The sequence below is a fragment of the Janthinobacterium sp. 1_2014MBL_MicDiv genome, from assembly GCF_001865675.1.
Taxonomy (GTDB): Bacteria; Pseudomonadota; Gammaproteobacteria; order Burkholderiales; family Burkholderiaceae_D; genus Janthinobacterium.
Genome location: NZ_CP011319.1, coordinates 5,830,824 through 5,851,054 on the forward strand (window position 1 = coordinate 5,830,824; position 20,231 = coordinate 5,851,054).

Here is a 20,231-nt window from a genome sequence, read left to right on the forward strand (position 1 = left end):
GCGGCCCGGGAAAACATGTGGATGAAACGACATCATGCCTGAAATGCCGGAACTCGGGGAGCGCCGCTTATTTCATGAAACTGGCGGGCCTCGCATCGACGCGCATCACCGGATACAGGTTCAGCCGCTCGTCCCACGAAGCGTGGCGGCGGGCGAAAAATTCCAGGCGCGCAGCCGGGCTCCCGGCAAACGCGGGATCGTCGGCCAGTTTCTGGTGAAACTGCGCCGCCAGCGCCGGGTCGGCCGCCAGCTGCGCGCGCGCCACGTCTTCGGCGACATATTCCTCCATGTATTCCTTGCGCTCGAACGCCGTATTGAAACTGCCCCAGGCCAGCAGCGAGTCGGGCGCGCGCGGCTCGAGCATGGCGACGACCAGGCGCGCCTTGGGCTGGTTGACGGGCACGTACAGCGCCCCCGCCTCGACCAGGCGCTCTTCTTTGCGCCATTCGCCCTGCACCGCCGCCGTTTGCCTTCCCTCGAACGACTGCGCGCCAAACTTGACGGCGCTGGCGCGGAAGGTTTCGACGGCCAGCTTGCCGGGCGCGGTGCCCAGCACCTGATACGACACGCCATGCTGGCGCAGCTTGGCCGCCACCATCTGCGCCTGCGCGGCGGGCACCAGGTAGCCGGCCTTCGGCGCGGCCAGCTGCAGGTCGGGCACGATCTCGTCGCGCAGCGGCACGTTCCAGATCTGCGGCGTGGTTTCATCGTAGCGCGTCATCAGCGCGCCCGACACCTCGGACGGCGTGCGCGTGTAGGCATAGCCGCGAAACGCGATCATGCGGCTCTTGTCCGTGGTTTTATAAGTAAGGGGCAAGGTGCTGCCGGCCAGCTGCGTCGCGCGCTGGTCCGCCTCGAGCGCCGTTTGCCGCCACTGCGCGCCATGCCGCGCCACTTGCGACAGCAGCGACACGATGGTGTTGCGCGTGATGCGCACGCGGGTCGGATAATCCTTCCACGAATGGGTTTCCACCAGCATGCCGAAGCGGTTGCGCAGCAGGAAATAGCCGTGCGAGAAACGCGGGTTCGGCGCCGAATCGACAAAGCCCGATTGCGGATTGTCGTTCTCGGCAAACGAGATATAGAACGGCTTCGGATCCGAGCCCTGCTGCGCCAGGTCGGCCAGGACATTGTCGCGCAAGGCCGTGCCGGCCACGCGCAAGGCGGCGTCGCCCGCATGCACGGGTTCGACCTGGATCGAGATATCGGGTTCGAACTGGGCGCCATCGGTGACGTGCAGGTCGACGTAGGCCAGGGGATCCCAGGCGTTCACCAGCGCCAGCATGTGCTGCATCTCGGGCGTATCCGCCTTCATGTATTCGCGGTTCAGATTGTAGTTTTGCGCCGTGCTGCGCCAGCCCATTTCCACGGGGCCGCGCTGGTTCGGGCGGTTCCACCGGCCGAAGCGTTCATGGCCATCGACATTGAAGACGGGGACGAACAGCAGCACCTGCTTGTCGAGCGCGCCGGGCGCCGCCTTGCCGTCCAATACTTCGCGCAGCGCCAGGAAGCCGGCATCCTTGCCATCGATCTCGCCCGCATGGATGCCGCCCTGCACCAGCAGCACGGGCAGCTTGCGCCGCGCCGCCTCGGCCGGCGTCAAGGCGCCCGTATTGGAGACGGCCAGCGCCAGCATGGGGCGGTTTTCCGGCGTGCGGCCGAATTCAAAGCAGCGCACCTGCTTCGGGTAGCGTGCCTGGAACTGGCGGCACAAGGCTTCCACTTCCGCATAGCGGCCCGTGTGCAGGAATGCCGAGCGCTCGGCCACCGTCGTCAGGGCGGGAGCGGCGTGCGCGCTGGCGGAAAACACGGTCAACAAGACGGCGGACAACAGGGTGTGGCGTAGCATGGGCAAACTCCATCGAGAGAGGACAAGCGGGCAATTATAGGGTGGCGGTGACGAAAAAAACGCGCCGAAAATGAAAAAAACCGGAACAGCATGCGCCGTTCCGGTGTGTTTTTTTAATGCCCACCTGCGGCCGACATTGCGCCAGAAACCAGGTGATGGCGCGCTATCAGGAGCCGAAGTGGTAGTTGAATTCCACCCAGCCCTGGCGTCCCTGCGGGCTGAAACTGCCCACCGGGTAGTACGGCCAGCCGCCGCTGGTGTCGCGCTTGATCTTGTCGAAGACGTTGTTGACGATCAGCGACAAGGTGGCGCGGTCGTTGATGCGGTACACGGTGCTGATGTTGGCCAGCGCCGTCGGCGTCAGATAGCCCGTGCTGGCGGCGTTCGGGATCTTGCCGTAGCGGCTGACCAGCAAGGTGTTCGACCAGTCGCCCGCGCTCCAGTTCACGCTCAGGTTCAGCTTGTCGGGCCAATCCATGTTCGTCAGCGATTTCGTCTCGTCGATCTCTTCGTCGCCGACGAATTGCTGCGACTTCTTGCTCAGCACCTTGGCGTAGTTGGCCTTGAAGGCGAAACGGCCGTAGTCCGTCGTGCGCAGCAAATACTTCAGGCTCACGTCGATACCGCTGCTGCTCTGTTTTGCCGCATTGATCGGATTGACGGTGATGGTCTTGATTTCGCCGGCGCGGTTCAAGGCATTGGCGGCAAAGCGCTCGACGCGTCCCAGGGTATCGACACAGGTCGGCGAATTGATATCCGTCCTGCCCAGGCGGCAATCGGCTTCATCGCGCAAGATCTTGTCGGCGCTCAGGTTCGTCACCAGGTCATCGATCTTGATGTTCCAGTAATCGACGGAGACGTCGAAGTTCGAGCTTGGCGACCAGACGGCGCCGACGCCGAACGACTTGCCCTTTTCCGACTGCAGGTCCTTGCTGCCGTTCTGCACATAATCGGCGCCTGGCGACTTGTTGGCGTACTCGCAGCCTTCGATGGCCTGGCCGGCCGCGCCGCAGCGGTAGTAGTCGGTGGTGCTCGAGTAGTAACCGGTGCCGCGCGCCTTGTAGATGTAGTTCATGTCCGGCGCGCGGAAGCTGGTGGCGTAGTTGGCGCGGAACAGCAGCTCCGGCGCGGGACGCAGTTCCAGGCCACCGTTGTAGGTGAACTTGCCCTCGTGGCGGCCGGCAAAGCTGTAGCGGTCATAGCGGCCGGCCAGGGTGCCGGTCAGCTTTTCGTGCAGCGGCAGGTTCAGTTCCGCGCCCAGCGCATAGCGCGTGCGGGTGCCAGCCGTCACGTCCGATGGCGTGGCAACATTGAAGTAGCCTTGATTGATGCGCGCGTCGGGCGTATTGCTGAAGCCCTGCTTGCCCACCTCGGCGATAGTGGCGATCTTGGCGGCGCCGGCCGGCAGCTGGAACAGGTCGCCGTTGGTGGCCAGGCTCAGGGTATTCGTCCAGGCCTTGTCGTCGCTGTTGGCATAACCGGTGATGCTGTCAAATTCGGCCGCCGTCACGCGGCGCGACAGGCGGGCCGGATCGGGTGCGTAGATCGGCACGCCATTCGCGTCGGTACCCAGTTTCGGACCGAGGAAGAAGCTGTCGATGTTGGCCAGCGCGCGCGGCGTGTGGCTTTCGCTCTTGTACATCGAAGCGTTGTAGTTCGCTTCATACTGCCAGCTGCTGGTACCCGGCACGCGGCCCTTGGCGCCCAGCGAGATGGCCGTGGCCATGTCGTCCCACTTGCGGTTGTAGCGCGACACGCCGCCCATTTCCTCGGGCGATATATAGCGCGTCCACGCCTCGTAGGCATTGGTGTTCTGGTTGCGGAAGTAGCTGCTGCCGGTCGACGACGAAGTCCAGCTCGGTCCGCGCGTATTGTTCTCGGTCGAGTTCTTGCCGATCAGGAAATCGGCAAACAGCGTCGTTTCCGGCGACAGCTCGTAATTGGCGCTGCCGAAGACGTTCTGGCTCTGGTTCTTGGTTTGCGTGGTCCAGTAGGTCGGGCTCACCTTCGGGCTGGCGCAGTAGCTGCCGTTCTTGGCCTGGTACTTGATGGTGCTGCCGCCGAACAGGTCGCCAAACTGGCTGCAGGTATCGCCCAGGTCCACATACTTGCCGGAGGTACCCGCCTGCACCAGGCGGCGCGAAGCGATATTCGTCGGCGTGCCCGAGCGGGTGGCCATGAAGTCGCGGTCCAGGCTGGACAGCGAATCGCGCTGGCTCAGCTCCACGCTGAACAGCGTGTGCAACTTGTCGAAATTGCCGCCGCCCGTCAGCTGCACGCGCTGGTTGCCGCCGCCGCCGCGCGTGGTGCCACCGGCCTTGACGTTGATATCGAAGCCTTCCGTCTGCTTTTTCAGGATCACGTTGACCACGCCGGCAATCGCGTCCGATCCATAGATGGCCGAGGCGCCGCCATTGAGGATCTCGATGCGGTCGACGATGCTCGACGGGATATTCGCCAGGTTGGTGAAGTTGACCGTGCCTTCATAGGCGACGGGGAAGTCGGCCAGGCGGCGCCCGTTCAGCAGGATCAGCGTGTGGTTCGGACCGAGGCCGCGCAGGCTGATGGTATTGGCCGACGGCGTGAAGGTATTGCCGAAATCCTCGCCCTGGGTAAAGCCGCTGTTCTGCACCTGGTTGGTCAGCGCGTCGAAGACGTTCTTGTAACCCTGCTTGGTGATTTCATCGCCGGTCAGGATGGTGACGGAAGACGGGCCTTCCAGGCTGGCGCGGGGAATGCGCGAACCGGTGACCACGACGGCCTGCGGGGTGGCCGCCGGCTGCTTGTCCGCTGCGGGCGCTTGCGTTTGCGCGTGCGCCTGCCATGCGGTGCCGCCCAGGATGGCCAGTACGCCAAGGCTGAGCGGGGTTAACTTGAACTGTTTCGACATCGTTGCGCTTCTCAAGGTTGGAGAAAGCCGAAAGATAACAAGATGCCAGCGTTTACAGAACGAATGGATTCATCTTTCTATATATCATAATTGTTATATAGAAATATTTCTGAGCAGAAAACCGCCACCCATTTGGCGGGGCGGGAGGCAGAAGTCCCCGTCTTATCGTTGCATTACAGCAATTTCCTTGTAGGCGGGCCGCAGCACGCGCAGGGCCGTGTCCGCCGGGCTCTCCACCAGTCCCAGCAGCCTGGTCGCACCCGTGGCCGGATTGCAGCTGCCGCTGGCGCGGTAGCGCAGCGCCGCCGCCAGCATCGCTTCGCCCGTGTCGCCCAGCGCATGCTGGTAATCGTCCGCCACGCTGCAGGTGGGCGCCATGCCGTCGGCATAGTCGCCAAAGCCCTTGGCATTGACGCCCTGGAACTGCACGGCAAAATACGTGGTGCCGCAGTTCGGTTCGGGATAGAAGCCATACGGCTTGCCGCATGTGGCGCCGCCGATCAGATTGACCTCGACATCGACGCCGCGCAAGCCATTGATGATCGACTCGGTGGCCGAGCAGGTATTGCCCGTGGTGAGCAGGGTCACGCGCTTGAGAGCGAGGGCAGGCAGCGGCGTGCCCTTGGCGAGCGGATTCGGGCCGGGAAAGCCCTGGCTCTGCGCGTGAAACGGCAGCGGGGCTTCCGGCTTGCTCTTGTCGTTGAAGAGCACCTGCTCGAACGTCTTGCCGGCCGTCGCCTGCGGACCGGCGATCATGTAGGCCAGTTCGCTGGCGACATCGAGCAAGCCGCCGCCGTTATAGCGCACGTCGAGCACCAGGTCGCTGATGCCGGCCGCCTGGAAGGCCCGCATGGCGTCGACCAGCTGGCGCTCGGCCACATTGTTGTGCGTATTGAAGGTCAGGTAGCCGACCTTGCCCGTGGGCGTGTCGATGATGCGCTGGTTGAGCACGGCGCTGGTGGCGACCTCCAGCGCTTTCAGGCTCGCGCTCACGGTCGCGCCGTCGCGGCTGAAGGCCAGCGTGTGCGTGCCTTGCGCATCGGGAAACAGGCCAGCGTTGATGATATCCACGCTGGCCTGGCCGCCGGCATTGACGAAATCGACGCCATCGATGGCTTGCAGCACGTCGCCGCGCCGCAAGCCGGCCAGGTCGGCGGGCGAACCCGGCTCCACGATCGAGATCACGGCCTTGCGCGGCGGCGAGGCCTGCGTCATGGCCAGCAGCATGCCATAGCCAAACTCCACGCCATTGAGCGAGGCTTCCCATTGCGCCGTCGCGTAAGTGAAATGAAAGCGGTCCTTGGGCTTGCCGGATGCCGTCGTGGCGGTCGTTTTCAGCACATCGAAATACGCCGTGGCCGTGCCGAAGTTCTGCGGCAGATAGGTCGTCGGCACTTCGCGGTACCACAGATAGGTTTCATCGATCCAGCTGCGCACCCACGTCTGCTCGTCGAGCAGGGTGCCCGGCTTGTCCACGCTGCTGCCGCTGCGCGGCTTCTCGCAGCGGTTCGCCACCGTGGACGAGGCCACCAGCGCCGTCGGTCCGGTCGGCGTCACCGGTGGCGCGACAGGCGCGCTGCCCCCCCCACCGCCGCCACCGCAGGCACTCAAGACGCAGACGAGGGAAACGGCCAGGCAGGAGAGGCGCAGGGCAGGCATGGCATACTTTCCAGAAAGAAATTATCTGAAAATTATAATGCGTTTCCGGCGGCGGCGCTGTTTTCCCTGACACGAAAAAATGGCGCCCGCAGGCGCCATTTCGTCACAGCATGCCATTCACGCCATCAGGCGACGGTGGCCGCCACCGGTGCCGCCACGGCGATTGGCACCACGGGCGGGGCGTTGAAGGCGATCAGCAAGCTTGCCTCCTTCTCCTTGGCCGCCTTCAGGTGACGCTCCTTCACATGGCCATAGCCGCGGATGTCTTCCGGAATACTGGCGATGGCCACGGCTTGCGCCAGTTTGGCCGTCGTCAGCTTGGGCAGCAGGCCGCCCACCGTCGCGCGGTAGTCACGAATCAGCGCGCGTTCCATCTTGCGTTCGGCCGTGTAGCCGAAGATGTCGAACGCGCCGCCGCGCAAGCCCTTGAACTTGGCCAGCACGCCGAACGCCTTCATCATCCATGGGCCGAATTCCTTCTTCACCAGATGACCCTGGGCATCGGTCTTCGCCATGATCGGCGGCGCCAGGTGGAACTTGAGCTTGATGTCGCCTTCGAACATGGCGGCGATCTTCGCCTGGAAGGCGCCGTCCGTGTACAGACGCGCCACTTCGTACTCGTCCTTGTAGGCCATCAGCTTGTAGAAGTAGCGGGCCACGGCTTCCGTCAGGCGCAGGTGCGGGCCATTCAGGGCGCTTTCGGCGGCGCGCACCTGGCCGACGAAGTCCAGGTACTGCTGCGCATATGCGCGGTCCTGGTAAGCCGTCAGCAGGGCCACGCGCTTCTCGATCAAATCATCGAGCGTTTCGATGCGCTTGAATTCCACCACTTTCGCCGGCGTCGTCATGCGCACCAGGCTGGCCGTATCGTGGGCACCGGCGCGGCCCCAGTTGAAGGCGGCCTTGTTGAACGCCACCGAGACGTTGTTCAAGTCGATCGCCTTCATGATGGCCGCTTCGCTGAGTGGCACTTTGCCCTTTTGCCAGGCATAGCCGAGCATGAACATGTTCGTCGCGATGGAGTCGCCCATCAGCGCCGTGGCGATCTGGCCCGCGTCGATGAAGTCGACATGATCGCTGCCGCAAGCCTTTTCGATTTCCATGCGCGCCGAGGCGCCGGGGAATTGCCAGTCCGGGTTCTTCACGAAGGCGGCCGTCGACGAACTGGTCGAGTTGATCATGGCCCAGCTGCGTCCTTCTCCCATGCGCGACAGGGCGTCGCGGCTGGCCGTGACGATCAGGTCGCAGCCGATGACGAGATCGGCCGCACCGGTGCCGACGCGCGTCGAGTGGATGTCTTCCTGGCGGTCCGCCAGGCGCACGTGCGACATCACGGGGCCGCCCTTCTGCGCCAGGCCGCTCATGTCCAGCACGGAACAGCCCTTGCCTTCCACGTGGGCCGCCATGGCGAGGATCTGGCCGACGGTGACCACGCCCGTGCCGCCGATGCCGGTGACCAGGATGCCGAACGGTTCGGCCGTCGAAGGAATATCAGGCGTCGGCAAGGCCGGCACTGCCGGCGCGTCCTTGTCGGCGGCAGCCGCCTTCTTCGGCTTTTTCAGGCCGCCGCCTTCCACCGTCACGAAGCTCGGGCAGAAACCCGTCGTGCACGAGAAATCCTTGTTGCAGGACGACTGGTTGATCTGGCGCTTGCGCCCCAGTTCCGTTTCCAGCGGTTCCACCGACAGGCAGTTCGATTGCACGGAGCAGTCGCCGCAGCCTTCGCAGACGGCTTCGTTGATGACGGCGCGCTTGGCCGGGTCCGGGTATTCATTGCGTTTCCGGCGGCGGCGCTTTTCCGAGGCGCAGGTCTGGTCGTAGATCATGGCCGATACGCCAGGCATGTCGCGCAGTTCGCGCTGCACGTCCATCAGTTCCGAACGGTGGCGCACGGTGACGCCTTCCGCCCAGGCGTAATCGTCCGGGTACTTTTCCGGTTCGTCGGTGACGACGATGATCGGGCCGACGCCTTCGGCGGCGATCTGGCGCGAAATGATGGCCGGCGACAGCGGGCCGTCGAACTCCTGGCCGCCCGTCATGGCCACCGCATCGTTGAACAGGATCTTGTAGGTGATGTTCACCTTGGCCGAGACGGCCGCGCGGATGGCCAGGATGCCCGAGTGGAAATACGTGCCGTCACCGAGGTTGGTAAACACGTGCTTTTCATTCGTGAACGGCGCCTGCCCCACCCAGGTGACGCCTTCGGCGCCCATGTGGGTAAACGTCGAGGTCTCCCGGTCCATCCACAGCACCATGTAGTGGCAGCCGATGCCGGCCAGCGCGCGCGAGCCTTCGGGTACCTTGGTCGAGCTGTTGTGCGGACAGCCCGAGCAGAAGAACGGTGTGCGGTCCTTTTGCGGATCGGGTTTCACGCTGATCGCTTTCAGCACATTCTCTTTGGCTTCCAGGTAGGCGATGCGTTCCTTCACGCGCTGCTCGACGGGGTGGCCCGCGTAGTAGCGCGAAATGCGGCTGGCAATGGCGCGCGCGATCATCGCCGGGTTCAGCTCATACGTGGCCGGCAGCAGCCAGTCGCCGTGACCCGTGCCCTTCTGGTTGCTCCACTCGCCCGTGTCGTCGAACTTGCCGACCACGCGCGGACGCTCGCCATCCTTCAGGTTGTACAGCTCTTCCTTCAGCGCGTATTCGAGGATCTGGCGCTTTTCTTCCACCACGAGGATCTCGTCGAGGCCCTTGGCGAATTCGTGCACGCCGTCCGCTTCCAGCGGCCACGTCATGCCGATCTTGTACAGGCGGATGCCGATGTCGGACGCCGTCTGCTCGTCGATGCCCAGGTCGGCCAGCGCCTGGCGCGTATCGAGGTAGGATTTGCCGGCCGTGATGATGCCGATGCGCGCCTTCGGGCTGTCCCAGATGATTTTATTGAGCTTGTTGGCGCGCGCATACGCCAGCGCCGCATACCACTTGTAGCTGTTCATCCGCACTTCCTGCTCCAGCACCGTGTCGGGCCAGCGGATGTTCAGGCCACCGGCCGGCATCTCGAAGTCGGTCGGCAGGGTGATCTGCACGCGGTCCGGGTCGAAGTCGACGGCGGCGCCCGACTCGATGATGTCGGTCACGCATTTCATCGACACCCACAGGCCCGTGTAGCGGCTCATGGCCCAGGCGTGCAAGCCGTAGTCGATGTATTCCTGCACCGACGACGGATACAGCACGGGGATGCCGCAGGCGTTCAGGATATGGTCGGACTGGTGCGCCGTGGACGACGATTTCGCCGCATGGTCGTCGCCAGCCAGCACCAGCACGCCGCCATGCTTGGCGGAACCGGCGTTATTCGCGTGCTTGAACACGTCGCCGCAGCGGTCAACGCCGGGGCCCTTGCCGTACCACATGCCGAAGACGCCGTCGTATTTCGCGTCTTCGAACAGATTCGTTTGCTGCGTGCCCCAGACGGCCGTGGCGGCCAGGTCTTCGTTCAGGCCCGGGTGGAATTTGACGTGGTGCTCGTCGAGGTATTTTTTTGCCTTGATCGCCGTCATGTCGACGGACGTCACGGGCGAACCGCGGTAGCCGGTGATGTAGCCGGCCGTATTCAGGCCCGCTTTCAGGTCGCGCTCGCGCTGCAGCATGGGCAGGCGGATCAGCGCCTGCGTGCCCGTCATGAAGGCGCGGCCACGCTCGAGCGTGTATTTGTCGTTCAGGGAAATGTCGGCCGCGTGCGGGCCTGGCTCAAGACTCGAGCCCTTGACTGGTGCATTCATTACTTGTCTCCATTATTCTCGGTGCTACGCGTGCAAAGTCGGTTGAACTCACACGTACCGGCCGCGCTTTGTGAGCATGCCGGTGCGGAAAAATGACTTGTTTGTCGTAGACTACCACAGGAATGCGTGCAGTTCTTTGCTGCACTGCACTCCCAGGCTGCTGCTATTTTTACTACTATTTGTTACAAAGCAACATTACGCCGCGTTCGTATCTTTCAGCACGCCGCGCTTGATCTGGTCCAGCTCGATCGATTCGAACAGGGCGCGGAAATTGCCTTCGCCGAAGCCCTGGTCGCCCTTGCGCTGGATGATCTCGAAGAAGATCGGACCGATCACCGTCTGCGTGAAGATTTGCAGCAGCAGTTCGCGTTCCGTTTCCGTGCTGTGGCCATCGATCAGGATGCGCAGGCGGCGCAGTTCTTCCAGCTGCTCGCCATGGTTCGGCAGGCGGCGGTTGACCAGCTCATAGTAAGTTTCAATCGTATCCTGGAAATCGATACCCGTATCGCGCATGCCTTGCACGGACGCGTAGATATTGTCCGTGCCCAGCGCGATGTGCTGGATGCCTTCGCCATGGTACTCGTCCAGGTATTCGGCGATCTGCGACTTGTCGTCCGACGATTCATTGATCGGGATGCGGATCTTGCCGCACGGCGAAGTCATGGCTTTCGACTTCAGACCCGTCAGCTTGCCTTCGATGTCGAAATAGCGCACTTCGCGGAAGTTGAACAGGCTTTCATAGAACGTCGCCCATTCCTTCATGCGGCCACGGTGCACATTGTGCGTCAGGTGGTCGATATAGGTCAGGCCGTGGCCGACCGGGTTGGCGACGGCGCCCGGAATGGCGACGAAATCGACGTCATAGATGCTGATGTCGCCGATGCCGCCCGGGGCGGCCGCGTCCGGCTTGTCGGCGCCCTTGCCGCGCCAGCGGTCGACGAAGTACAGCAGCGAATCACCCACGCCCTTGATGGCGGGGATATTCAGCTCCATCGGGCCGGTTTTGTTATCGAAACCCCAGGCGCCCAGTTCCAGCGCGCGGCGGTAGACGAAGGCCGCGTCGTCGACGCGGATGGCGATGGCGCACACGGACGGGCCGTGATGGCGGGCAAAACGCTGCGCGAACGAATCTTGTTCGGCATTGATGATGAAATTGATGTCACCCTGGCGGTACAGGGTCACATCCTTGTGGCGGTGGCGCGCGATGGCCGTGAAGCCCATGTTCTCGAACAGCTTGCCCAATGCTTTTGGGTCTGGTGCTGCATACTCGACGAACTCGAAACCATCGGTACCCATCGGGTTGTCCCAAGGCTGAAATTGCATGATGTCTCCTCCAAGAAGTAGCGCACAGTATAGGCGCGGTCTGTGGGCATTAAATGCCAAAGATCTCCCGAACAATCATGATTTGCGCAATAATATTGCGTGAAACAAGAACCACCGGAGGAAGCATGAGCAAAATTACGCTGGATAAAACGGACCGCAAGATCCTCGCCGTCCTGCAGGCCGACGGCCGCCTGTCGAATCAGGACGTGGCCGAGCAGGTCAGCCTGTCGCCGTCGCCATGCTTGCGCCGCGTCAAACGGCTGGAAGAAGCGGGCGTGATCCGCCAGTACGTGGCCCTGCTGGACCCGGAAAAGATCGGCCTGGGCTTGCTGGCCTACGTCAACGTGCGCCTGGAAAAGCACAGCGACGCCACCGCGCACAGCACGGCGCGCGTGCTGGCGCCCAACCTGGTGACGAACACGTCGCCGCGCGCCGACTTCGCCGTGGCCGTGGCGCAATGGCCGGAAGTGGTGGCGTGCTATGCGATGACGGGGGAGATGGATTACCTGCTGCGCGTGCACGTGGAAGACATGGAGCATTTTTCCCGCTTCATGATGGCGACCCTGCTGCGCCACCCGGCCGTGCTGGACGTCAAATCGAGCTTCGCCTTGCAGCGCATCAAGGATACGACGGCCCTGCCGCTGCTGTAATTACTCGGCTGGCGGCGGCGGCGGGGGGAGCACCAGCTTCTTGCGCCCCGGCAAGCGCTCGAACAGCTTGTACGCGGCGCGCGCGTTGGCCTTGAACGTGTAGTCGAACATGGCGAACTGCTCCTGCACGGCTTCCTGCAGCATGCTCGATGGGTTCGGCGGCAATAGTTTCAAATAAGCATCTGCTTCGCCATAGTCGCGCTGGATTTCCATGCCCGCCTTCTTGGCGATATGCATCATCGTCTTGTTGGACGACAAACAATGCATGTACAGGGTGTCGACGTCGTTGTTGCGGCAGTGGATCGCCGCCCGCTCGAACAGTTTCGAACCCACACCCATGCCGCGCATGGATTTCGACACGGACACGCCAAACTCGGCCACCTGCTCCTTGTCCGTCACCACGCTTTTCGCCGGCGACTGGTCCTTCGGCGCGAACGCCAGATGCCCCACGCCCACCAGCTTGAACAGGCTGTTGTAGACGCCGTAAATCATGTCGCGCGAGAAATCCATCTTTTGCACGTACTGCGCCACGAGTTCGTCGGGCAAGGCGCTGCCGAATCGCAGCAGCCGGTCGCTGCGCTCGAGCGAGAGGAAATGCTTCATCATGCGGCGCCGGTCGCGCTCGTGCAGTTGCTTGACGAGCACGGTCGGCCGCGCGCCGCCGCTACGGCTGAGCCAGCGGCGAAACGGGTTTTGAAACAGCTTGGGTAAGGTCACGTCGACTCCTGGAAGCGGTGCTGCCGCACGTCACGTCGCTATTGTGCAGTGCAACATCATGCCGCCATTGTAGCGTATTCCCGCCATTCAAGCCTGTGCCAGAAAGGCCGCCACGGCCGCCACCCGCGCCGCATGGATGACTTCCGGGATGCGTTTCGGGTCCGTGCAGCCTTGCGCCAGCGCGCCCGCGTTGACGGCGCGCGCCGCGTCCAGCCCGCCTTGCAGCCGCGCCGCCGGCGCAAAATCGCCGGTGACCAGCCCATCGCAGGCAACGGCTTGCAGCAGCTGCGCGTAGCGCTGCGGCTTGCGCAAGCCGTCGCAGCGCTCGCACAGGCTGACGATGGCCTCGGCGCTCAAGTCCAGCGCGCCGTTGATATTGTCCAGTTCGCGGGCCGCCATGACGGCCAGTTCGCGGCATTCATTGGGCACGCGCAGGCGCTCGCTCAACTGCTCGATGGCATCCTTGCGCATATGCAGCATCAAGGCCGCAAAGCGCACGGGCAAGTCAACACCTTGCGCGGCAGCATGGTCGATCACCTGCAGCAAACGCGCACTGACGGTGATTTCTCCCATGATGCGCGCCAGGGCGCCGCATTCCTGCAACACGGTCAACATGCGCGAAGGATGGCTTTCCATCAAGCCTTTCGCCACTTCCTGCCACACGCGCTCGGCCACGAGGGCGTCGACTTCGCCGTCAGCCACCATGCGGCGCATCAAGTCCATGGTGGCGGGCGCCACCGTGAAAGCGTCGTAGCGGGCGGCAAAGCGGGCCAGGCGCAAAATGCGCACGGGATCCTCGCCGAACGCGCCGGAGACGTGGCGGAACACCTTGTTCTCGATATCCGCGACGCCGCCGAACGGGTCCGTCAGGCTGCCATCCTCGGCCATGGCGATGGCGTTGATGGTGAGATCGCGCCGCACCAGGTCGTCTTCCAGGGTGACGTCGGGCGCCGTGTGGAAGACAAAGCCCCGGTAGCCGGGGGCCGTCTTGCGCTCCGTGCGGGCCAGCGCGTACTCTTCCTGCGTCTGCGGGTGCAGGAAGACGGGGAAATCCTTGCCGACGGGCCGGAAGCCCTGGCGCAGCATGTCCTCGGGCGTGGCGCCCACCACCACGTAATCGCGGTCCTTGATGGGCAGTCCCAGCAGTTGGTCGCGCACCGCGCCACCGACCGTGTAAATCTTCATGGTGAACTTTTCTTTAATCGGGTAATTCCGCGTCGTGCTTGGGCGCCGTTTCCGTTTCCGCCAGCGCTTCCGCGATCCAGCGCGCCACGGCCGGGTGCGCCTGCACGCGCTCGCAATACGCGTTCAGCGCCGGCGCCAGGCTCACGCCATAGGTGCGGAAACGCATGACGACGGGGGCGAAATATGCGTCGGCGATGGAAAAGTCGCCAAACAGGAACTGGTGGTGGCCAAAGCGCGACAGACACTCTTCCCAGATTTCGCTGATGCGGCCGATGTCCGCCTGCGCGGCGGCCGTGCGGCCCCGCCCCGGCAGCTTGGCCTTGATATTCATCGACATGTCCGTGCGCAAGCCGGCGAAGCCGGAATGCATTTCCGCGCAGACACAGCGCGCCATGGCGCGCGCGGCCACGTCCTGCGGCCACAAATGCTTGTCCGGAAACTGCTCGGCCAGGTATTCGCAGATGGCCAGGCTGTCCCAGATCGTCATCTCGCCGGCCAGCAGCACGGGCACGCGGCCGCAGGCCGAATACTCGGCGATTTTCGTCGCCGTGTCGCTCTGGTCGAGCAGCACGCGCACTTCCTGGAACGGGATGCCGAAGGCCGTCATGGCCACCCACGGGCGCATCGACCAGGATGAGTAATTCTTGTTGCCGATGATGAGGGTCAGGCCCGGCTCGCGCGCGGCGGCCAGGGCTTGGGTCAGGCTGGGATCAAGGATGGTCGTTTGCATAATCAGCTATTCCAGGAAAGGTTCAAGGCAAATCGGCCGCGACGGCGCTGTTTTTCGGTCCCACGGTGCCCAGGCGCGCCTTCAGCGACTGCGGGCTCTTTTCGAACAGGGCCGCGTAATAGGTGGCGTTGGCCATCACGTTCTTCACGTAGCCGCGCGTTTCCGTGTAGGGAATGATCTCGGCAAAGATGGCGCCTTCCAGCGGCCGCGTCATGGTGGCGCGCCAGATGCGCAGGCGCCCCGGTCCCGCGTTATAGGCGGCGCTGGCCAGCACTTGCGAGCCGTCCAGGCCACCGAGCACCATGTTCAGGTAGTTGGTGCCCAGCAAGACGTTGGTGCGCACATCGCTCAGCGTTTCCGTGACGAAATCGGTCAGGCCGATCTTCTTGGCCACATAGCGGGCCGTCGACGGCATGACCTGCATCAGGCCGGAGGCGCCCACGTGCGACTGCGCATCCATGATGAAGCGCGATTCCTGGCGGATCAGGCCATACACCCAGGCCTTGTCCAGACCCAGGGTTTGCGTGGCCGGATGCATGACGTCGTCGTGCGGCGTCGGATAGCGCTGCGTATAGTCCACTTCCAGGCGCGTGCGGTCCGAGGTGTTGACCATGCGGTCGAGCACATTGTTCTGGCGCGCAAATTCCGCGGCCGCCAGGTGCTGGCGGTCCGTCATCGAGCGCAATTCCCAGTTCCACTCGCGCGTGCCTTCGAAGCGCAAACGCATGTTGAAAAATTTCAAGGCCCGCTGCAGGCCCGGATTGGCGGCCATGGCGGCGATTTCCGTCGGGCTGATCGGCTGGCCCGGCGGCGGCAAGACCAGATGGTTGCCCAGTTCCTCGTTGGCCAGCAAGCCATAGAAGTTCGACTGTTCGCTGATCGTGCGGTACAGCGCGTCGGCCTGGGCGTTCGGGCGGCCCGGCGTTTCCGCCTGCTGCGCGCGCGCCAGCCAGTACACCCAGGTCGGGTCCGCGCGCAGCGAGGCCGGCATGGCCTGGATGCTGGCCTTCACCAGCGGCCAGTTACCTTCGCGCAAGGCGATACGCGCCTTCCACTGCATCTGCTCCTGGGTCAGGGGCGCGCCATTGGTTTTTTGCCAATACTCAAACGCTTCCGGCGCCAGCGCATACGACGCCTGCAGGGCCAGGCTGGCCCAGCCGATGGCCTGTTCCTGCGCCGTCAGTTGCGCACTGGCCTTTTGCAGGGCCACCACGCCCAGCTTCAAGGTGCTTTTCGCCATGCGGCCGACAGCCACCAGGTACATTTCATGGTCGGCACGGCTGGCGCCCGCGCCCTTGGCCAGCACCAGCGCCGGCAAGTCGATCGCCTGCGCCATCTTCGCGTCGGATGCGCCCAGCAGCAGCGCGATGCGGCGCGCCGGCCCCGTGGCATTGGTCTGGCCCGCCAGGCGGATCTGCGCCCACAGGTCGTTCGTGTCGAACTGGCCGCTTTGCGCCAGCGCGGCGATCAGGCTGCCGCACGCTTCGCCATAGCCGGGCGGCGACACGAGCAGGGTGCGCGCCTCGGGCGCCACGTTCTGTCCCTTGGCGATGCGGGACATCAGCGCATAGCACTTGAGCTGGGTGTCGTCGTCGAGGGCGAATTGCGGGTATTGTTCATCAAAGATGAGCCAGTCGCGCTTGCGGCCCAGCTCCAGCAGCCAGTCGTTGCGGAAACGGTCGGCGATGGCGCTGCCCTTGTAGCGGTTCAGGTAATCGCGAAATTGCGCTTCGCTCAACTGCTTGATGCGCGGTTTCAGCCGATAATAGTCAACATATGAGGGAATCTGGTAATTCGTCAGGCGCCCGGCATAGAAGTCCGCCTTGTCGACGTCATCCTTGCGCGCGGCGTCGCGCAGCAGCAGGAAGGCGTCGTCCTCGCTGCGCGTATCGGGCGCGGCGGGCGTTGCAGTGGCGGACACCTGGGCCAGGACGGCCAGGGGAGACATGGCCGATGCAACACACAGCATCGTGCCGGCAATCCATTTCAGTGGGGAAATCAATGTACGACTCTCAATCTTAACTTGATGGTGATATGAATAGCGACCCTAGAATAACATGCGATCCGGCTACACGGCCACCCATTGCGCCACAGGACAAAGCCGGCTTGCGCAAGGCCTTGCTGGCGGCCCGGCGCGCCCTGCCCGAGGCCACGCGCGCGCAATGGGATGCGGCCATCGCGCGGCGCCTGCTCGACTGGTGCGCGCAGGAAAATATCGAGGAACTGGGCGTGTACTGGCCCCTGCATGGCGAGCCGGACTTGCACGGCGCGTATGCGCAGCTGGCCGCGCGCGGCGTGGCATTGTCCTTGCCGGTGGTGCTGGAAAAGCATGCGCCGCTGGCGTTTTCCGGCTGGACGCCGGGCGAGCCCATGGTCAAAGATGGCATGGGCGTGGCCGTGCCGGCGCAGTTGCGCCTGCGCCCGGCGCCCGCGACCCTGCTGGTGCCCTGCCTGGGTTTTAACGCGGAACGCTACCGGCTCGGCTATGGCGGCGGCTATTACGACCGCACCCTGGCGCAAACGCCGCGTCCGCGCACGCTCGGCATCGCGTATGCCTGCCTGGCGGCAAGCTTTCCTAACGGCCAATACGACATCGCCCTCGATCACATCGTGACCGAGGGCGATCTGCTCTGACGGATCAGAACGCGGCTACTTGACCAGGCGCTGCCACAAGGCCGTCGTGGCGGCCGCCTGGTTCATGCTATAGAAATGCAAGCCTGGCGCGCCGCCTTCCAGCAGGCGCTCGCACAGGCCCGTGACCACGTCGAGGCCGAAGGCCTTGATCGAGGCGCTGTCGTCGCCAAAGCTGGCCAGTTTCAGACGCACCCAACGTGGAATTTCCGCGCCGCACATGTCCGAAAAGCGCATCAGCTGCGTGTAATTCGTGATCGGCATGATGCCGGCCACGATAGGCACGTTGATGCCCATCTTCTGCGTCTGCTCGACAAACTGGAAATACGCGTCGGCATTGTAGAAGTACTGGGTGATGGCGGCATTGGCGCCGGCCTGCACCTTGCGCGCGAACGCGTTCAGGTCATCCTGCGGCGAACGGGCTTGCGGATGCACTTCCGGATAGGCTGCCACTTCGATATGGAAATGGTCGCCCGTCTCGGCGCGGATGAATTCCACCAGCTCGTTGGCGTAGCGGAACTCGCCGGAGGCGCCATAGCCGCTCGGCAAGTCGCCGCGCAAGGCCACGATGCGATTCACGCCCGCCGCCTTGAAATCGGCCAGCACGGCGCGGATCGATTCGCGCGAGCCGCCGACGCAAGACAGATGGGGCGCGGCTTCTTCGCCGGCCGCCAGGATCTCGCGCACGGTGTCGAGCGTGCCCTGCTGCGTGGTGCCGCCGGCGCCGAACGTCACCGAGAAGTACTTCGGATGCAATTCAGACAACTTGACACGCGTGGCGCGCAGCTTTTCCGCCCCTTCCGGGGTTTTCGGCGGGAAAAACTCAATACTGAAGTTATGGTTTGCCATCGTCATGACTCAAAAGTAAGGTCGACAAGGCCCAGGAAATGACGCTGTACAGCAATGCACCACCCACGGCCGACCAGAAACTGGCGACATGGAAACCGTCGATCATCTGCGCCACCAGCCAGAACATGAAGCCATTGATGATCAGGATGAACAAGCCCAGCGACAAAAACGTCACGGGCAGGGTCAAGAGGATCAGCAAAGGACGGATCAGCGCATTGACCAGTCCCAGCACGGCGGCGGCCAGCAGCGCGGTCCAGCCGCTGCTCATCGTCACCGAGTGCATCAGATACGGGACGGCAAACAGGGCTGCCGCATTGATAAACCAAATCAGTAGCAAGCGCATTTCTCTAGCCTGTCAAAAGTGAGGTCAGGCCGGCGGCGGACGCCGGCCCTCGGAGGATGAGTTACAGCCCCGGACTACCGATTAGTAGCGGTAGTGGTCTGGCTTGTATGGACCTTCCGTGCGCACGCCGATGTAGTCGGCTTGCTCTTGCGTCAGTTCCGTCAGCTGCGCATTCAACTTTTTGAGCTGCAGGCGCGCGACTTTTTCATCGAGGTGTTTCGGCAAGGTGTACACGCCGACCGGGTAGTTGGCCGTGTTCGCGTACAGCTCGATCTGGGCGATCGTCTGGTTGGCAAACGACGAGCTCATCACGTACGATGGGTGGCCCGTGCCGCAACCGAGGTTGACCAGGCGGCCTTCGGCCAGCAGGATGATGCGGCGGCCCGACGGGAAGATGATGTGGTCGACTTGCGGCTTGATGTTTTCCCACTCGTATTGCTTCAGCGAAGCGACGTCGATTTCATTGTCGAAGTGACCAATGTTGCAGACGATGGCCTGGTCTTTCATGCGCGTCAGGTGATCGTGCGTGAGGATATGGTAGTTGCCGGTGCAGGTAACGAAGATGTCGCCGTGTTCGCAGGCGTAATCCATGGTTACCACGCGGTAGCCTTCCATCGCCGCCTGCAGTGCGCAGATCGGATCGACTTCCGTCACCCACACCTGGGCCGACAGGGCGCGCATGGCTTGCGCCGAACCTTTACCGACGTCACCGTAACCGGCGATGACGGCAACCTTACCGGCGATCATCACGTCGGTGGCGCGCTTGATGCCGTCGACCAGCGATTCGCGGCAGCCATACAGGTTGTCGAACTTCGATTTCGTGACGGAATCGTTCACGTTGATCGCAGGGAAGGCCAGCTTGCCTTCCTTGTGCATCTGGTACAGGCGGTGCACGCCGGTGGTGGTTTCTTCCGTCACGCCGAGGATTTCCGGCAGGCGCTTCGAGTACCAGGTCGGATCGGCCAGCAAGTGTTTCTTGATCGAGTTGAACAGGCAGATTTCTTCTTCCGAACCGGGGTTGGCCAGCACCGACAGGTCGGTTTCCGCGCGCACGCCCAGGTGCAGCAGCAAGGTAGCGTCGCCGCCATCGTCGAGGATCATGTTCGAGTAGACAGCCTTGCCGTCAACCGATGGCCATTCGAAGATGCGGTGCGTGTATTCCCAGTAGTCGTCCAGCGACTCGCCCTTGACGGCAAACACCGGCGTGCCGGCGGCGGCGATGGCGGCGGCGGCGTGGTCTTGCGTCGAGTAAATGTTGCACGATGCCCAACGCACTTGCGCGCCCAGTGCTTCCAGGGTCTGGATCAGCACGGCGGTCTGGATGGTCATGTGGATGGAACCGGTGATGCGCGCGCCTTTCAGGGGCTGCGCTGCCGCGAATTCCTCGCGGATGGCCATCAGGCCAGGCATTTCCGTTTCAGCAATCTTGATTTCTTTGTCGCCCCATGCGGCCAAGGTGATATCGGCGATGGTGTAGTCGTGTTGCGATTTGAGTACGGCGTTCATCACGCCCTCCTTTCAGTTGTTGAAAAAGGTACGTGAGCGCGGTTGCAGGATATTCCGAGCCTGGCGAATTTCTTCGTCGCAACGCTCCTCGGACACGGGATTTTATCATTGTCAAGGCCGCCGCGCCAGCCTGTTTGCACGGCATTGCCACGTAACAACACATAAAAAAAGCGCCCG

At 63.3% G+C, this 20,231-nt stretch carries 14 protein-coding genes and 1 riboswitch; of the genes, 2 read left to right on the forward strand and 12 right to left on the reverse strand.

Annotated elements, in window-relative coordinates; translation table 11 throughout:
* Positions 1-67: 67 nt before the first annotated feature.
* From YQ44_RS25250 to hppD, 5 genes are all read right to left on the reverse strand, one after another.
* A complete protein-coding gene (locus YQ44_RS25250) occupies positions 68-1,849 on the reverse strand; it encodes a M14 family metallopeptidase (RefSeq protein WP_071325708.1) in 1,782 nt (593 codons plus the stop codon).
* Positions 1,850-2,015: 166 nt separating this feature from the next.
* On the reverse strand, positions 2,016-4,739 hold the full coding sequence (locus tag YQ44_RS25255) for a TonB-dependent receptor plug domain-containing protein (RefSeq protein WP_071325709.1): 2,724 nt from the start codon (positions 4,737-4,739) through the stop codon (positions 2,016-2,018).
* Positions 4,740-4,901: 162 nt separating this feature from the next.
* Complete coding sequence (locus YQ44_RS25260) at positions 4,902-6,398, reverse strand: S41 family peptidase (RefSeq protein WP_071325710.1); 1,497 nt, start codon at positions 6,396-6,398, stop codon at positions 4,902-4,904.
* Positions 6,399-6,523: 125 nt separating this feature from the next.
* Positions 6,524-10,120 carry an indolepyruvate ferredoxin oxidoreductase family protein gene (locus YQ44_RS25265; RefSeq protein WP_071325711.1) on the reverse strand — a complete coding sequence of 1,199 codons (3,597 nt, stop codon included), beginning with the start codon at positions 10,118-10,120 and terminating at the stop codon, positions 6,524-6,526.
* A gap of 195 nt (positions 10,121-10,315) precedes the next feature.
* On the reverse strand, positions 10,316-11,443 hold the full coding sequence (hppD, locus tag YQ44_RS25270; protein ID WP_071325712.1) for a 4-hydroxyphenylpyruvate dioxygenase: 1,128 nt from the start codon (positions 11,441-11,443) through the stop codon (positions 10,316-10,318).
* Positions 11,444-11,568: 125 nt separating this feature from the next.
* Between hppD and YQ44_RS25275 the strand changes: the two genes are divergently transcribed.
* Entirely contained in the window at positions 11,569-12,093 is a 525-nt protein-coding gene (locus YQ44_RS25275; RefSeq protein WP_034753092.1) for an Lrp/AsnC family transcriptional regulator, read from the forward strand.
* Here the strand turns inward: YQ44_RS25275 and YQ44_RS25280 are convergent, their stop codons facing one another.
* The 4 genes from YQ44_RS25280 to YQ44_RS25295 all read right to left on the reverse strand — a co-directional run bounded on the left by YQ44_RS25280 (position 12,094) and on the right by YQ44_RS25295 (position 16,673).
* Positions 12,094-12,810 (reverse strand): GNAT family N-acetyltransferase, encoded by a 717-nt coding sequence (locus tag YQ44_RS25280; RefSeq protein WP_071325713.1) that lies wholly within the window; start codon positions 12,808-12,810, stop codon positions 12,094-12,096. It lies immediately after the preceding gene.
* A gap of 87 nt (positions 12,811-12,897) precedes the next feature.
* Entirely contained in the window at positions 12,898-13,995 is a 1,098-nt protein-coding gene (locus tag YQ44_RS25285; RefSeq protein ID WP_071325714.1) for a hypothetical protein, read from the reverse strand.
* A gap of 13 nt (positions 13,996-14,008) precedes the next feature.
* Positions 14,009-14,725, reverse strand: a complete 717-nt coding sequence (locus tag YQ44_RS25290; protein ID WP_071325715.1) for a glutathione S-transferase family protein — start codon at positions 14,723-14,725, stop codon at positions 14,009-14,011.
* 22 nt (positions 14,726-14,747) lie between these two features.
* Entirely contained in the window at positions 14,748-16,673 is a 1,926-nt protein-coding gene (locus YQ44_RS25295; protein WP_232250994.1) for a lytic transglycosylase domain-containing protein, read from the reverse strand.
* 158 nt (positions 16,674-16,831) lie between these two features.
* Between YQ44_RS25295 and YQ44_RS25300 the strand changes: the two genes are divergently transcribed.
* A complete protein-coding gene (locus YQ44_RS25300; RefSeq protein ID WP_071325717.1) occupies positions 16,832-17,359 on the forward strand; it encodes a 5-formyltetrahydrofolate cyclo-ligase in 528 nt (175 codons plus the stop codon).
* A gap of 15 nt (positions 17,360-17,374) precedes the next feature.
* Here the strand turns inward: YQ44_RS25300 and metF are convergent, their stop codons facing one another.
* From metF to ahcY, 3 genes are all read right to left on the reverse strand, one after another.
* Entirely contained in the window at positions 17,375-18,205 is an 831-nt protein-coding gene (gene metF / locus YQ44_RS25305; protein WP_071325718.1) for a methylenetetrahydrofolate reductase [NAD(P)H], read from the reverse strand.
* On the reverse strand, positions 18,192-18,548 hold the full coding sequence (locus tag YQ44_RS25310) for a phage holin family protein (protein ID WP_071325719.1): 357 nt from the start codon (positions 18,546-18,548) through the stop codon (positions 18,192-18,194). Before YQ44_RS25310 ends, metF begins: the two co-directional genes overlap by 14 nt.
* Before the next feature lie 81 nt (positions 18,549-18,629).
* The gene (ahcY, locus tag YQ44_RS25315; protein ID WP_071325720.1) at positions 18,630-20,054 is read right to left on the reverse strand and encodes an adenosylhomocysteinase; all 1,425 of its coding nucleotides are present in this window, start codon (positions 20,052-20,054) and stop codon (positions 18,630-18,632) included.
* 27 nt (positions 20,055-20,081) lie between these two features.
* Positions 20,082-20,150: riboswitch (S-adenosyl-L-homocysteine riboswitch) on the reverse strand.
* Positions 20,151-20,231 lie beyond the last annotated feature (81 nt).

What these genes read in the sequence shown, in the direction of transcription:
- YQ44_RS25250 (WP_071325708.1), bottom strand. Translation starts at nt 1,849, where the DNA reads ATGCTACGCCACACCCTGTTGTCCGCCGTCTTGTTGACCGTGTTTTCC.
- YQ44_RS25255 (WP_071325709.1), bottom strand. Translation starts at nt 4,739, where the DNA reads ATGTCGAAACAGTTCAAGTTAACCCCGCTCAGCCTTGGCGTACTGGCC.
- YQ44_RS25260 (WP_071325710.1), bottom strand. Translation starts at nt 6,398, where the DNA reads ATGCCTGCCCTGCGCCTCTCCTGCCTGGCCGTTTCCCTCGTCTGCGTC.
- YQ44_RS25265 (WP_071325711.1), bottom strand. Translation starts at nt 10,120, where the DNA reads ATGAATGCACCAGTCAAGGGCTCGAGTCTTGAGCCAGGCCCGCACGCG.
- hppD (WP_071325712.1), bottom strand. Translation starts at nt 11,443, where the DNA reads ATGCAATTTCAGCCTTGGGACAACCCGATGGGTACCGATGGTTTCGAG.
- YQ44_RS25275 (WP_034753092.1), top strand. Translation starts at nt 11,569, where the DNA reads ATGAGCAAAATTACGCTGGATAAAACGGACCGCAAGATCCTCGCCGTC.
- YQ44_RS25285 (WP_071325714.1), bottom strand. Translation starts at nt 13,995, where the DNA reads ATGAAGATTTACACGGTCGGTGGCGCGGTGCGCGACCAACTGCTGGGA.
- YQ44_RS25290 (WP_071325715.1), bottom strand. Translation starts at nt 14,725, where the DNA reads ATGCAAACGACCATCCTTGATCCCAGCCTGACCCAAGCCCTGGCCGCC.
- YQ44_RS25295 (WP_232250994.1), bottom strand. Translation starts at nt 16,673, where the DNA reads ATGTCTCCCCTGGCCGTCCTGGCCCAGGTGTCCGCCACTGCAACGCCC.
- metF (WP_071325718.1), bottom strand. Translation starts at nt 18,205, where the DNA reads ATGGCAAACCATAACTTCAGTATTGAGTTTTTCCCGCCGAAAACCCCG.
- YQ44_RS25310 (WP_071325719.1), bottom strand. Translation starts at nt 18,548, where the DNA reads ATGCGCTTGCTACTGATTTGGTTTATCAATGCGGCAGCCCTGTTTGCC.
- ahcY (WP_071325720.1), bottom strand. Translation starts at nt 20,054, where the DNA reads ATGAACGCCGTACTCAAATCGCAACACGACTACACCATCGCCGATATC.